The organism is Streptomyces sp. CRN 30, assembly GCF_034105845.1.
Genome location: NZ_JAVRHI010000538.1, coordinates 1 through 13,509, shown reverse-complemented (window position 1 = coordinate 13,509; position 13,509 = coordinate 1). Strand labels below are relative to the sequence as shown.

10 protein-coding genes and 1 pseudogene are annotated in these 13,509 nt (G+C 72.1%); 4 read left to right on the top strand and 7 right to left on the bottom strand.

What is annotated here, in order from left to right:
- Positions 1-508, top strand: a pseudogene (locus UW392_RS62580) (hypothetical protein); the annotation flags it as partial.
- 93 nt (positions 509-601) lie between these two features.
- On the opposite strand, the gene UW392_RS62575 reads toward UW392_RS62580, so the two are convergent.
- Entirely contained in the window at positions 602-3,913 is a 3,312-nt protein-coding gene (locus UW392_RS62575; RefSeq protein ID WP_320784439.1) for a S8 family serine peptidase, read from the bottom strand.
- 208 nt (positions 3,914-4,121) lie between these two features.
- Between UW392_RS62575 and UW392_RS62570 the strand changes: the two genes are divergently transcribed.
- Positions 4,122-4,583 (top strand): NUDIX hydrolase, encoded by a 462-nt coding sequence (locus UW392_RS62570; protein WP_320784438.1) that lies wholly within the window; start codon positions 4,122-4,124, stop codon positions 4,581-4,583.
- Between the two features lie 7 nt (positions 4,584-4,590).
- On the opposite strand, the gene UW392_RS62565 is transcribed toward UW392_RS62570, so the two are convergent.
- Both UW392_RS62565 and pepN read right to left on the bottom strand, forming a co-directional pair.
- Entirely contained in the window at positions 4,591-5,640 is a 1,050-nt protein-coding gene (locus UW392_RS62565) for a hypothetical protein (protein WP_320784437.1), read from the bottom strand.
- Positions 5,641-6,015: 375 nt separating this feature from the next.
- Positions 6,016-8,595 carry an aminopeptidase N gene (gene pepN / locus UW392_RS62560; protein ID WP_320784436.1) on the bottom strand — a complete coding sequence of 860 codons (2,580 nt, stop codon included), beginning with the start codon at positions 8,593-8,595 and terminating at the stop codon, positions 6,016-6,018.
- A gap of 168 nt (positions 8,596-8,763) precedes the next feature.
- On the opposite strand from pepN, the gene UW392_RS62555 reads away from it, so the two are divergent.
- Positions 8,764-9,426: a DsbA family protein gene (locus UW392_RS62555; protein WP_320784435.1), complete on the top strand. Its 663-nt coding sequence runs from the start codon at positions 8,764-8,766 to the stop codon at positions 9,424-9,426.
- A 15-nt stretch (positions 9,427-9,441) separates the two neighbouring features.
- On the opposite strand, the gene UW392_RS62550 is transcribed toward UW392_RS62555, so the two are convergent.
- From UW392_RS62550 to UW392_RS62540, 3 genes are all read right to left on the bottom strand, one after another.
- A complete protein-coding gene (locus UW392_RS62550) occupies positions 9,442-9,654 on the bottom strand; it encodes a hypothetical protein (RefSeq protein WP_320784434.1) in 213 nt (70 codons plus the stop codon).
- A 157-nt stretch (positions 9,655-9,811) separates the two neighbouring features.
- A complete protein-coding gene (locus tag UW392_RS62545) occupies positions 9,812-10,453 on the bottom strand; it encodes a superoxide dismutase (RefSeq protein ID WP_320784433.1) in 642 nt (213 codons plus the stop codon).
- A 160-nt stretch (positions 10,454-10,613) separates the two neighbouring features.
- A complete protein-coding gene (locus UW392_RS62540) occupies positions 10,614-12,017 on the bottom strand; it encodes an amino acid permease (protein WP_320784432.1) in 1,404 nt (467 codons plus the stop codon).
- 386 nt (positions 12,018-12,403) lie between these two features.
- Between UW392_RS62540 and UW392_RS62535 the strand changes: the two genes are divergently transcribed.
- Entirely contained in the window at positions 12,404-13,024 is a 621-nt protein-coding gene (locus UW392_RS62535; protein ID WP_320784431.1) for a biotin transporter BioY, read from the top strand.
- A gap of 140 nt (positions 13,025-13,164) precedes the next feature.
- Here UW392_RS62535 and UW392_RS62530 read toward each other — a convergent pair.
- The coding region (locus UW392_RS62530; protein ID WP_320784430.1) for an LPXTG cell wall anchor domain-containing protein at positions 13,165-13,509 on the bottom strand (345 nt) is incomplete at its 5' end.

Genomic DNA, 13,509 nt, shown 5'->3' with positions numbered 1-13,509 from the left:
GCGGCGCCGCGCGCGCCCGCGCGTGCTCGCTCTGCGCACCCTCGCCGCCGCGGCGGCCGCCACCGCGGTCGTCGGCACGGGCTGGCTGTTCGTGCAGCAGGGGAAGGCCGGGAGCAGCGCCTCCGACAGTGCGGTGAGCAGCGTGGAGCGGGGCGGGAACGACGAGGGCGCGAAGGGGACGGGGAGCGCCGCCGGTTACCTGGCCTGCGCCCGGACCGTCGTCGAGGGCACCGTCGTGCACGTCGAGCCGGTGCCCGGGACCGGGCGGGACAGGGTCACCCTGGACGTCACACGCCACTACAAGCCGGAGGCGGGCGCCGACGAGCTCGTCTTCCCCCTGGAGCCGGACGCCGCTCCCCGCCCGACCGAGGGCGAGCACGTCCTGATCGGCATCCCGGAGATGGCGGCCGCGCCCGACCTGTGGGCGGTGGGCGAGGAGGCCGTCGCCGCCGAACGCGCCCGGATCCTGGCGGCGCTGCCGGAGTCGGAGTCCGCCGCCTGCGAGTGAGCGTCGACGGGAACGGGAAGGGCGGGCGCCCGCGACCGGACGCCCGCCCCGAGGATCACTCGTGATCCGTACGACCCGCTACGGGTCAGGGGTTCACGGGGTGACCTTCTCGATCAGGACGCTGCCGGTGCCCGCGGCGGTACCGCGCGCGTTCACCAGCTGGACCCGGCCGAAGAACTCCCGGCCCGCCGGCGCCTCGGCCACCGGCACGACGGAGCCGGAGAACGTGGCGGACTCGCCCGTGCCGAGCGACACCGACGTGCCGTCCACCTCGATCTCGCCGAGCGTGGAGGAGAAGTACACGTCGCGGTAGTCGTACTCGGTGGACCCGGACGGGGCCGAGTAGGCGAGGACGACGACGGTGTACGTCCCCGCGGCGGGGGCGGCGACGGACACCGACTCGTCCGAGTCGCCGTCGGCGGAGCGGCCGGCCTCCGCGCCGCGCGCGTCGAACACGTACAGGTCGAGGTCGGCGGCCGCGTCCGAGACGTTGCCGATGGCCACGTCCAGCGAGTCGGAGCCCTCGGGCACCTGGACCGTGAAGGCCTGCTGGGCGCCGTCCGCGATGGTCGGCCGGTCCGTCTTCGAGGAGCCGAGGGCGCCGCCCACGAGCTTGCCGTCGACCGGGGCGAGGTCGTTGGTGACCGTCCAGGAGGCGGCGGTCGGCTCACCGGCCGTGGCCTCGGGGATCGTCACGAGCTCCGGGTCGAAGGTCGCGCCGAGCACGGAGACGTCCAGCTCGTAGGGGTTGTCGAGCAGCGGCGACGTACGGCGCGCCTCGACCTCGATCTCCCAGACGCCCGGCTGCGGGTTCTCGTACGACCGCACGTCGGGGCGGCAGCCGTTGCCGTCGAGGTAGTTGTTGTAGCAGTTGATCGTCGAGGTCGGGTCGGACGGGACGCCGTACGGGTGGATGGCGATGAAGCGGGTCTGGCTGCCCGTCTTCAGGCCGCCGATCGCGACCTCCAGCGTCTTGGCGCCCTCGGGCACGGTCACGTAGTACGAGACCGGGTCGTTGCGCTCGACCTTGCCCTTGGCCGAGAACGTGTGCTCCAGCGGCGCGGAGACGACCACCGTGTTGAGGACCTGCTTGTCGATGCCCTCGGTGCGCGGGTCGTCGACCTCCAGGATCGCGCTGTGCAGACCGGCGGAGCCCGCCTTGGCGGCGATCTTCACGGTGACCGGCTTGTTCAGCGGGAGCGAGACCACGTCGTCACCGACGATGCGAAACGTTTTTCCACTGTTGTTCTCGAGGTGCAGCTCGTGCCGGACCGGCCGGTCGGAGCCCGTCGTGCGGGTGATGGTGACGTCGTACGTCTTCTGCTTGCCGGTCTTCAGACCGCCCTCGCGGTCGTGGATGCCGGTGCCGAAGCCCGGGGTCTCCAGGGCGTAGTCGATCGCGGTGTCGACCGGCGCCTTCACCGTGTACTCGTGCGCGGTCGCGCCCTTGCGGATCGACTTCCACGCGTCGACGACGTTGAGCACGCCCGCGCCCTCGGCGTACGCCTGGACGCCGGCGATGTGGTCGGCGGTCGAGGTGACCGCGGTGCGCAGCTTCGCCGGGGTGAGGTCGATGTCCTGCTGCTTCGCGGCCGACAGCAGCAGCGCCATCGCGCCCGCGGCCTGCGGGGACGCCATCGAGGTGCCCTGGAGCATGCCGTAACCGGCGGGCAGCGCGTAGCCGGCCTCGGCGACGGGCGCGCCGGGCGACCAGGTCTGGATCGTGTTGATCGCGGCGCCGGGCGCGGTCAGGGTCGGGGTGAAGCCGCCGTCCTCACGCGGGCCGCGGGAGGAGAAGGGGAACATGTTGTACTTCTTCTTCACCTCCGAGCCGTAGTTGGCGGCCCAGGTCTCGCGGGAGACGGAGGCGCCGACGGAGATCACCTTGTCCGCGAGGGACGGGTCGCCGATGGTGTTGGCGCCGGGGCCGGAGTTGCCCGCGGAGATCACCAGCTGGACGCCGTAGGTGTCGATGAGGCGGGTGTAGAGCTCGGCGCGCGCGTTGTTGCCGTCGTTGAGCGCGGGCAGGCCGCCGATGGACATGTTGACGATGTCCACGCCGCGGTTGACAACGAGGTCGATCATGCCCTCGGTGAGCGCCACGTTGGTGCAGCCGGCGCCGAAGATGCAGGCGCGCGAGGAGACGACCTGCGCGCCCGGCGCGGCGCCGTTCATCTTGCCGCCGAACAGCGAGTTGGCGGCGGTGATGCCGGCGACGTGGGTGCCGTGGCTGCCCTCGATGATGCCGATGTTGACGAAGTCGGACTTCTTGCCGACCCAGGAGCCGCCCAGCGGGTCGGTCGGCACGTCCTTGCGGATCTCGACGACGAACGGCTGACGCTCGGCGACCTCGGTCGACGGGTCGTCGGTGCCGAAGTACCCGACCTGGTAGCCGTCCTTGTACGGCTTCATCGGGGCGTCGTCGGTGAAGTCGTTGTTGCCGTTGGTGTCGACGCGGACCGTGCCGGCTGCGGCGTCGTAGAGGATGCCCCAGCTGTCGGTCTTGTCGCCGTCACGGTTGACGTCGCCGTCGGCGTCGCCGCCGGCCGTGACGGACTCGGCGAAGCGCTGGATGCGGTAGTCGCCCGCGGGGGCCTTCCAGGTGGCGCCGGACCAGGTGAACACCGGGCCGGAGACCGCGTCGGTCATCTGCCGCCAGGTGCCGTCCTCGTCCACGATCGGGTCGGTCGCCGTCACCCAGTCGACGATCTTGCGCTCGCCGGTGGTGGTCTTCTGCAGCGCCGGATGCGCGAGGTCGACACCGGTGTCCAGGACGCCGATGGTGACGCCCCGGCCGTCCGCCTTCGGGTTCTTCTTCACGAAGTCGACGGCGCCCGTCTCGAAGGACGGGTTGTACGGGTTCTCGGCGGGAGTCTTCCGGCTGGGCGCCGGGTACGCCTTCGACGACTTGGAGACCTTGGCGCCCTTGGCGGTGTCCCCGCCCGGCGTCGGGTCGTCCAACACGATCTCGTGCCGCAGGTCGATGCCGTGCACGGAGGAGAGCTTGGTGGCCGCCTCGATCGCGGCGTCGGCCTTCTTGGTGGGGACGGTGGCCCGGACGTAGCCGAGCTCGTCGTAGGCGCGGCCCACGGCGCCGCCGTCCACCGCGTCCAGCTGCCCGGCCACCTGGTCCGTCTTGCCCGGCTCGGTGGCGATCATCATGGTGATGTTCTTCTCGCCGTCCGCCTTGGCCTCGGCGAGCAGATCGGCGTCGGCCGAACCGAGCTTGTCGTGCGCGGACTTCGGCTCACCCTCGGTGGGCGTGGTGACGGCGGGACCGTCCGCGGCGAAGGCCAGGGGTATCGGCCCGGCGGCGGACAGCGCGGCCACCAGTCCCGCGGCCACGGCTATGCGGGCCACGCGTCTGGCACCCGGTGCGGGGGTGCGCTGGGGGGTCAGGGTCATCGGCATCCCTTGTGCGTGAAGGACGATGGGCGGTGATCGACCGCTCAGCCTTACGCATGGAACATCCGTTTGGGGAGGGGGTGATCGCGACGTTAACAAAGTGGTGACGTGGTTCCGCCATAGGTCATGGCGTGCATAGCGGCAGATGCGTGTACATGTCCGTCGATGGTCCCTCCCGGAGGGGCCCACCTGTGTAAGGTCTGCGCGCATGCGTGAGGAGTTGAGGGTGGCGGCGTACGCGATATGCGTACGCGACGGGCGGCTGCTGCTGGCCCGTCTGATCGGTCGCGACGGCAGCAGACGCTGGACCCTGCCCGGCGGCGGCATGGACCACGGCGAGGATCCCTACGACACGGTGGTCCGCGAGGTGACGGAGGAGACCGGGTACACGGTCGAGCCGACCGCCCTCCTGGGCATCGACTCCATGACCCGGAACTACCCCCGCCGCCTCGGCTCCGTCGCCGACTTCCACGGCCTGCGGATCGTCTACGAGGCCCGCGTCACCGGCGGCGAGCTCCGCCACGAGACGGACGGCACCACCGACATGGCCGCCTGGCACCCGCTCGACACGGTGCCCGCGCTGGACCGCGTGGGCCTGGTCGACGGGGCCCTGACCCTGTGGCGGGAGCGACCGCCGACCGGGCACGCGACGGACGGCCACCGCCCCTGACCCACGCCTAGTGCGGCAGCACCACCACGTACGGGGCCGGTTCGCGGTCCGTGGAGGCCATGAGGGCGGTGCGGACCACCATGGCCTGCTGGTCGAGGTGGTCGCGGAGCTTCCTGGGGGTGATGTGGACGACCGTGATGCCGAGGCGCTCCAGGTGCTCGCGCTTGCGGGCGTACTCCGACCACAGGGCGTCGGGCTCGTCCTGCTGCCGGGGCGCCCGGGTGTCGAGCTCGACGGCCACCGCGTGCTCCGGCCAGTACGCGTCGACGCCGCCCAGGTGCGGGCCGCCCGGCAGCATCAGGTCCACGTTCCACACCGGGTCCGGCAGGCCGTGCTCCTCGACCATCCGGTAGAGGCGGTCCTCCGCGATGGCCCTGCCCTCGGCCAGCAGCGAGTCGACGGCGTCCACCACGTGGGGGCGGTGCAGCAGCCGGGCCCGGTTCAGCTCCCGTACCACCGCCGCCGCCTCGCAGTGGCCCGCGCGGACCGCTTCGGTCAGCAGCCGGCGCACGGAGGCCGCGTCGTCGAGTTCGGCCACCGCGTCGGCGAGGGCGCGCGGGACCGGGGCGACCGGGAAACGGTGGACGCGCACCGGAGCGGGCAGCGTGGGCACGCGCAGGACGCGGGCGCAGCCCGTCGAGCGCAGCCGGCGCAGCCGCGGCACCAGGACGTCGATCCGTTCCAGCGACGGCAGCGGGGGAGCGGTGGTGAACCCGTGCAGGGCGAGCGCGGCGAGGCCGGTCACCAGCACGTCCGTGTAGTCGGCCGGGGTCCGTGAGCCGCCGGAGGCGGGCTGCGCCGGCACCCCGCCGGTCTCCCGGGCACGGCCCGCGTACAGCAGGACCGCGTGCAGCCGCTCCTCCGGGGTGGGCGGGCCCGGGTGGAGCAGGTACACCCCCGGCAGGAGCTGCTGCCAGGGGCCGCCGGGGCGGCACTGCTCGTTGGTCTCGGCGGGCATGACGCCGTGGGTGCGCAGCTGGGCGGTGGTCAGCACCCGGCGCCGCAGGCCGGCGAGACGGGTCCGGGGACGGCGGGAGGGCGGGGCGTTGTGGCTCATGACCCGGGAGTTTCCCGAGCCCGGCGCGCCCGCCGACCGCTGTTACACGCCCGTCGAAGGATCCGGACAAGCGCGCCGGTGGGCACGGGCGTCCGGGTGCCGGGTGAGCGCCGGGAGCGGCTGGTCCGGACGGGGGACGGGGGAGGTTACGGCTGAGCCCGACCGCGTTCCGTAACGGCCGCGGCGGGGCCCCGCGTCAACATCGGGTGCCCCACCGCGGCCGTGCGCGCGGACCGTACGGTCGGCGGATCCTGCGGCCCTAGGGCCTGTTGCCGAAAGTCCCGCCTGCCGGGCGACGCCATGCACGCACTCTCGCCGCACCTGACGCCGCCCGGCCCGCCCTTCGGGCGGACGACGGGACTTTCGCAACAGGCCCTAGCGGGCCGCCGCCGCGTCGCACGCCTGCCCGCGGAGCGTCCGCGCCAGGTCGTCCCGGGCCTCCAGCACCAGCCTGCGCAGGGCCGGCGCGGCGTCCTCGTGCGCCGACAGCCAGGCGTCCGTCGCCGCGAGGGTGTCCTCGGAGTCCTGGAGCGCCGGGAACAGCCCCCGCACCACGTCCATGCCGATCTGGATGGACCGCTCCCGCCACACCCGGTCGATGGCCGCGAAGTACTTCTCCGCGTACGGCGCGACCAGCTCCCGCTGGGACGGCTGTTCGAAGCCCGCGATCGTCGCCTCGACCAGGGCGTTGGACAGCGTGTCCGACTCCACGACCTGCGCCCACGCCTGCGCCTTGACCGCCTCCGAGGGCCGGGCGGCCAGGCAGCGCACCTGGTGCCGCTTGCCGGAGGCGGTGTCGTCGCGGGCCAGCTCGGCGGCGAGGACCTTCTCGTCCGCCTCCCCGTGCGCGGCCAGCGGCTCCAGGAACGCCCACCGCAGCTCCTGGTCCACCTCCAGGCCGTCGATCGTGTCGGTGCCCTCCAGCAGGCCCCGCAGCAGCCGCAGGTCCTCCGGCCCGGCCGCGACCGACGCGTAGAAGCGCGTCCAGGTCAGCTGGTGCTGGCTGCCGGGCGCTGCGGCCCGCAGCTCGCGCAGCGCGCCCTCGGCGAGCAGTCGGCCGCCCTCCGCGCGCCACCCGGGCGCCGCGTAGTGCGTCAGCGCCGACCGCGCCCAGGCGTGCAGCATCTGCAGCACGCCGATGTCCGACTCGCGCCCGGCGAACCGCAGCACCAGGCCGACGAAGTCCCGCGCGGGCAGCAGCGCGTCCCGCGTCAGGTTCCACAGCGCCGACCAGCACAGCGCCCGCGCGAGGGGGTCGGTGAGCTCCCCGAGGTGCTCGCGCAGCGTCGCCAGCGACGCCTCGTCGAAGCGGATCTTGCAGTACGTGAGGTCGTCGTCGTTGACCAGCACCAGCCCGGGGGCCTCGGCGCCCGCCAGCTCGCCCACGACCGTGCGCGGCCCGTGCACGTCGACCTCCGCGCGCGCGTAGCGCTCCACGGAGCCGTCCTCGGTGCGCCGGTACAGGCCCACGGCCACCCGGTGCGGCCGCAGCTCGGGGTGCGACTCGGGCGCCTCCTGCACGATCGCCAGCTCGTCGATCCGGCCCTCGGCGTCGAGCAGCACCTGCGGGGTGAGGGAGTTGACGCCGGCCGTCTGGAGCCAGGACCGCGACCAGGCCGCCATGTCGCGCCCGGAGGTCTCCTCCAGCACCGACAGCAGGTCACCGAGGCGCGTGTTGCCGTACGCGTGCCGCTTGAAGTAGCGCCGCGCGCCCTCCAGGAAGGCGTCCCGGCCGACGTACGCCACCAGCTGCTTGAGCACGGAGGCGCCCTTGGCGTAGGTGATGCCGTCGAAGTTGAGCTTCGCGGCCTCCAGGTCCGGGATGTCGGCCGTCACCGGGTGCGTGGAGGGCAGCTGGTCGGCGCGGTACGCCCAGGACTTGCGGTTGTTGGCGAAGGTGATCCAGCCGTTGTCGAAGCGGGTCGCCTCGACCATCGAGAAGGAGCCCATGAAGTCGGCGAAGGACTCCTTGAGCCACAGGTCGTCCCACCAGACCATGGTGACCAGGTCGCCGAACCACATGTGGGCCATCTCGTGCAGGATGACGTTGGCCCGCCGCTCGTACGACGCCTGGGTGACCTTCCCACGGAAGATGAACTCCTCGCGGAAGGTGACCATCCCGGGGTTCTCCATGGCGCCGAGGTTGTACTCGGGCACGAACGCCTGGTCGTACTTCCCGAACGGGTACGGGAAGTCGAAGTGGTCGTGGAAGAAGTCCAGGCCCTGCTTGGTGACGAGGAAGACGTCGTCGGCGTCGAAGTGCGGGGCGAGGCCCTTGCGGCACATGGCGCCCAGCGGGATCTCCAGCCGCGTCCCGTCCTCGAACGTCCGCTCGTAGGTGTCCGTCACGTAGTGGTAAGGGCCCGCCACGACCGCCGTGATGTACGTGGAGATCGGCTTCGTCTCCGCGAACCGCCACACCCCGTCGTGCCGCTCACCGGCGCCGTTGCTCCACACCGTCCAGCCCTCGGGCGCGCGCACCTCGAAGCGGAACGGGGCCTTCAGGTCCGGCTGCTCGAAGCCCGCGAAGACCCGGCGGGCGTCCGCCGGCTCGTACTGCGTGTAGAGGTAGACCTCGCCGTCCTCCGGGTCGACGAAGCGGTGCAGGCCCTCACCCGTGCGGGAGTACGCGCACTGGGCGTCCACCACCAGCTCGTTCTCGGGGGCGAGCTCCTCCAGCACGATCCGCGTGCCGTCGAAGACCTCGCTCGGGTCGAGGTCCTTGCCGTTCAGGGACACCGCGGTGACGCTCGGCGCGATCAGGTCGGCGAAGCTGGTGGCGCCCGGGTCGGAGCACCGGAAGCGGACGGTGGTGACCGAACGGAAGGTACGCGGCTCCGTGCCGCCGGCGTCCCCGACGGCGGACCGCAGGTCGAGCGACACCTCGTACCCGTCGACGGACAGCAGCGCGGCCCGCTCCCGGGCCTCGTCGCGGGACAGATTCTCACCGGGCACGGGTGGCACTCCCTCGGTCGGTGTTCAGGATGTGGACAGGGCCGATCCTGTCATGCGCTCCTGACACCGGACAGCGGGCGGGGCGTGAGCGCGGCGCGGGAACGGCACGGGAATGGCGGGGGCGTGCGACGGTGTTGCCGCGAGAAAGACCGTCTTCCTAGGAGAGCCATGTCCGAGCAGTCCTCCGCGACCACCTCCGGCAAGACCCCCGTCGACTTCTGGTTCGACCCCCTGTGCCCGTGGGCCTGGATGACCTCGCGCTGGGTCCTGGAGGTCGAGAAGGTCCGCGACATCGAGGTCCGCTGGCACCTGATGAGCCTCGCCGTCCTCAACGAGGACAAGCTCGACCAGCTCCCCGCGGAGTACCGGGAGATGCTCGAGGTCAAGGCGTGGGGCCCGGTCCGGGTCGTCATCGCCGCCCAGCAGGAGCACGGCCCCGAGGTGCTCGGCGACCTCTACACGGCGCTCGGCACCCGCGTCCACAACCAGGACGAGGGCATCGGCAAGGAGGTCGTCGCCAAGGCCCTGGAGGACGTCGGCCTGCCCGCCTCCCTGCTGGACCACTGGGACGGCACGCCCTACGAGAAGGAGCTGCGCGCCTCCCACAACGAGGGCATCGAGAAGGTCGGCCAGGAAGTGGGCACCCCGGTCATCGCGGTCCCCGGCGCCGACGGCGAGCAGATCGCCTTCTTCGGCCCGGTCGTCACCCCCGCCCCCCAGGGCGAGGAGGCCGGCAAGCTGTGGGACGGCACCCTGATGGTCGCCTCGATCCCGGGCTTCTATGAGATCAAGCGCACGCGGACGAAGGGCCCGGACTTCAGCAACCTGTGAGCGGTCGGGCGCCGGTCAGTCCGGTTCCGGTATCCGGATGTGCTGGTCGCCGTGGCCCGCACACGGGCTGAAGCCCGTGCGGACGTGCCGGCAGCCCGGTGCGTCGCACATGCGGTAGTTGTCGACGTTCCTCTTCACGAGGCGGTCCTTGAGCCAATCCTTCTCGGACGGGTTCAGCTCACGGTGCGGCTCGTCGGAGCCGCAGGTGTGGCACGGCAGCATCGGCATGACGTCACCATGCAGCGGAGCTGCGGCTACCGGAAGTGCTGTGCGTGCCCCGAACACGAGAGAGCCCCGCGAGTCACGACCCCGCGGGGCTCTCCCTCTTTCCGCCTGCCCGGTGAGCGGTGAGAAGACGATCACGAGCAGGACGTCTCGGAACTCCTCAGGGCGCGAGCAGCAGCACGTTCGCGCGGGACCTGGCCGCCTCGTAGCGACGGGCCACGTCCTGCCAGTCGACGACCTGCCACATGGCCTCGATGAAGTCGACCTTCTGGTTCTTGTACTGCAGGTAGAAGGCGTGCTCCCAGGCGTCGAAGACGAGGACCGGCGTCGAGCCCTGGCCGACGTTGCCCTGGTGGTCGTAGACCTGCTCGACGATCAGGCGCCCGCTGAGCGGCTCGTACGCCAGGACACCCCAGCCGGAGCCCTGCGTGGTGGCCGCGGCCTTGGAGAGCTGCGCCTTGAAGCCGGCGAAGGAGCCGAAGGACTCGGTGATCGCGTCGGCGAGCTCGCCCACACCGTCGGCGGCCAGCGGCTCACCACCGCCCTCGCCCGTCATGTTGTGCCAGTAGATGGAGTGCAGGATGTGGCCGGAGAGGTGGAAGGCCAGGCTCTTCTCCAGGCCGTTCACCGAACCCCACACCTCCTTGTCCCGTGCCTCCGCGAGCTGCTCCAGCGTGTCGTTGGCGCCCTTCACGTATGCCGCGTGATGCTTGTCGTGGTGCAGCTCGATGATCTCGGGGCTGATCACGGGGGCGAGCGCGGAGTAGTCATAGGGCAGTTCAGGAAGCGTGTAGACGGGCATGTCAGGTCCCCTCCGACCTCTTATTGCAACCTAATTGCAAGTGCACGCTAGCAGCAAGAGTGGCGGGCGTGCGGTCGGACGCGCACCGGTCCGCACTCGGGCACACGAAGGGGCCCCCGCACACGGCCGTGCGGGGGCCCCTTGCTCGAGCGACGGTGCGTCAACTCCTTGCGCGCGCCCGCTGCCACCCGTACCCGACGGCCGCCAGGAACAGCGTCATCCCACCCGTCGACAGCAGTTGCACCCGCGTGTCCGGCTCCCGCGCCATCAGCACGAACACCGTGACCATCGCCGCCAGCGCCACCCAGGTGAGCACCGGGAACAGCCACATCCGCACCACCAGCCGCTCGGGCGCCTCCCGCTCGATCCGGCGCCGCAGCATCAGCTGGGAGACCGCGATGAAGAACCAGACGACGAGGATCACCGCGCCGATCATGTTCAGCAGCCAGGGGAAGACGTCGTCCGGCCGCCAGTAGCTGAGCGCCACGCAGACGAAGCCGAACACGCTGGAGGCGACCACGGCCGCGCGCGGCACCCCGCCCGAGACCCGGGCCAGCACCTTCGGGCCCTGGCCGCGCCGCACCAGCGAGTACGCGATGCGGGAGGCGCCGTAGATGTTGGCGTTCATCGCCGACAGCAGCGCCACCAGCACGACCACGTTCATCAGCTGTCCGGCGCCGGGGATGCCCAGCTGTTCGAGGGCGGCGACGTACGGGCCCTGCTCGACGACCGCGTCCGAGTCCCAGGGGACGAGCGTGACGACGACCGCCATCGAGCCGATGTAGAAGAGCGCGATGCGCCACATCGCCGTGCGGACCGCGCTGGCCACACCCCTGACCGGGTCCTCGGACTCCGCCGCCGCGATCGTCACGGTCTCCAGGCCGCCGTACGCGAACACCGACGCGAGCAGGCCGATGATCAGGCCCTCGCTGCCGTTCGGCAGGAAGCCGCCCGCGCCGGTGAGGTTGCCCAGGCCGGGCGAGTCCGTGCCGGGCAGCACGCCGGCCACCGCCAGCACGCCGAGCACGAGGAACAGGCTGATCGCCCCGACCTTCAGCGCCGCGAACCAGAACTCGAACTCGCCGAAGTTCTTCACGGCGGCCAGGTTGGTCCCCAGGAACACCGCCATGAACAGGGCCACCCACATCCACTCGGGCGTCCCCGGCAGCCACCCGGACACGATCTGGGCGGCGCCGATACCCTCCAGGCCGACCGCGGTGCACAGCAGCACCCAGAAGGACCAGCCCGCGGTGAAGCCCGCCCAGGGGCCGATGGCCCGCTCCGCGTGGGCCGAGAAGGAGCCGGAGGACGGGTACGCGGCCGACATCTCGCCGAGCATCCGCATCACCAGCATGACGAGCAGGCCGGACAGGGCGTACGCGACGACGATCGACGGACCGGCGGCGGCGATGCCCGCCCCGGAGCCGACGAACAGGCCCGCGCCGATCACCCCGCCCAGGGCGATCATCGACAGGTGGCGCTGCTTGAGACCGTGGGAGAGGGAGGCGTCCGCGGCCGGGACCTGGTGCCCCGGCTCGGCCTCGGGAGTGGTGGGGGAGGACATGGGTGAGCGTCCGTTACGTTGCGGGGTTCTTGTACTAGGGCAAAACGCGGCCAGTCTGGTTGCCCTCCCCGGACGGAGGACGCGGCCGCCCAGCATGCGGACGCCCACACTACGGAACGTCAGCCTCCGCTCACGTCCTGACACTCACCGTCGCACGGGTCTTTGGCGGATCCCCACAGTCGGCGCCCGCTCCCCGCGGCCGCGGGCGGAGCCGCTGCCTCCGTGACCGGCATCACGCCCGGCCAGGTGTGAGCGGTGTTCTTTGTGCGGAGCCCACCAAGTCGCGTCTCCCGCCTTTGTCGGGCGAAGACGGTGGTCGGCCCCACCGCCCTGGGATAGCGTCACGGTGTCCCCGACCGTCTCCACCGCCGAGGTGAGCTTCGACCATGAGCACCGCCGCCACTTCCGCCCACCCGGGCGAGGTCCTCGCCGATCTGCTGCCTTCCCCCAAGCTCTCGGCCTCGCTCGCGCAGGGGGGTGCCGCCGCCCGTGTCCGCGATGTCGCGCTCGTGGCCGGCGGTGCCGTGCTCACCGGGATCGCCGCCCAGATCGTGCTGCCCGTCCCCGGCTCCCCGGTGCCCGTGACCGGGCAGACCTTCGCGGCGCTGCTGGTGGGCACGGCCCTCGGCGCGCGCCGGGGCTTCCTCTCCCTCGCCCTGTACCTGCTGGTCGGCATGGCCGGCGTGCCGTGGTTCGCCGAGGGCGGCTCGGGTGTCGGCGCCCCGGCCTTCGGCTACATCCTCGGCATGCTGGTGGCCGCCACCGTCGTGGGCGCGCTCGCCCGGCGCGGCGGCGACCGTTCGGTGCTGCGGACGGCGGGCACCATGCTCGTCGGCGAGGCGATCATCTACGCGATCGGCGTGCCGTACCTGGCCTTCGCCACCGGCATGTCGCTGACCGCCGCCGTCGCGGCCGGCCTCACCCCGTTCCTGATCGGCGACGCGCTGAAGGCGGCGCTGGCGATGGGCGTGCTCCCGACGGCGTGGAAGTTCGCGGCGCGCAAGTGAGCGCGCCCGCCGGGCACCGACACGGTGCTCCGGCAGGCGACCTGTGGAAGAAGGGCCCGCGGCACGATGCCGCGGGCCCTTCCGGCTTCACGGCCGGTCGCTTCACGGCCGGTCCGTTCCGCCGCTGTCGTCACGCCCCCTTACCGCTGTGGTGCCGGCCGGCGGCGCGTCCACCACAGCCCGGCCGCGCCCGCGGAGACCAGCGCCGCGCCGGCCGCGCCGAGCGGGAGGATCCGGTCGGCGGGACCGGTCCTCGGCAGTTCGCCGGTCTGCCCCGGGGCCGGCTCGTCGCCACCCGGGGCGACCGGGCTGTTGTCGGTGCCGAGCAGCAGCGGCGTGGTCGGGGCGTTCGGCGACGGGTTGTTCGTGCCGAACGGGACCGGCCCCTGCTGCCAGTACGTCTTCGTGCCGTCGGCGGCCTGGACGGGCAGGCAGATCCTTCCCTGCTTCGTCAGGTCGTAGGTCGCGTCGACGTCGTACGACGT

Bases quoted from the DNA above. Each gene is read 5' to 3' on its own strand.
- UW392_RS62575 (WP_320784439.1), bottom strand. From the start codon at position 3,913: ATGACCCTGACCCCCCAGCGCACCCCCGCACCGGGTGCCAGACGCGTG.
- UW392_RS62570 (WP_320784438.1), top strand. From the start codon at position 4,122: ATGCGTGAGGAGTTGAGGGTGGCGGCGTACGCGATATGCGTACGCGAC.
- UW392_RS62565 (WP_320784437.1), bottom strand. From the start codon at position 5,640: ATGAGCCACAACGCCCCGCCCTCCCGCCGTCCCCGGACCCGTCTCGCC.
- UW392_RS62555 (WP_320784435.1), top strand. From the start codon at position 8,764: ATGTCCGAGCAGTCCTCCGCGACCACCTCCGGCAAGACCCCCGTCGAC.
- UW392_RS62550 (WP_320784434.1), bottom strand. From the start codon at position 9,654: ATGCCGATGCTGCCGTGCCACACCTGCGGCTCCGACGAGCCGCACCGT.
- UW392_RS62545 (WP_320784433.1), bottom strand. From the start codon at position 10,453: ATGCCCGTCTACACGCTTCCTGAACTGCCCTATGACTACTCCGCGCTC.
- UW392_RS62540 (WP_320784432.1), bottom strand. From the start codon at position 12,017: ATGTCCTCCCCCACCACTCCCGAGGCCGAGCCGGGGCACCAGGTCCCG.
- UW392_RS62535 (WP_320784431.1), top strand. From the start codon at position 12,404: ATGAGCACCGCCGCCACTTCCGCCCACCCGGGCGAGGTCCTCGCCGAT.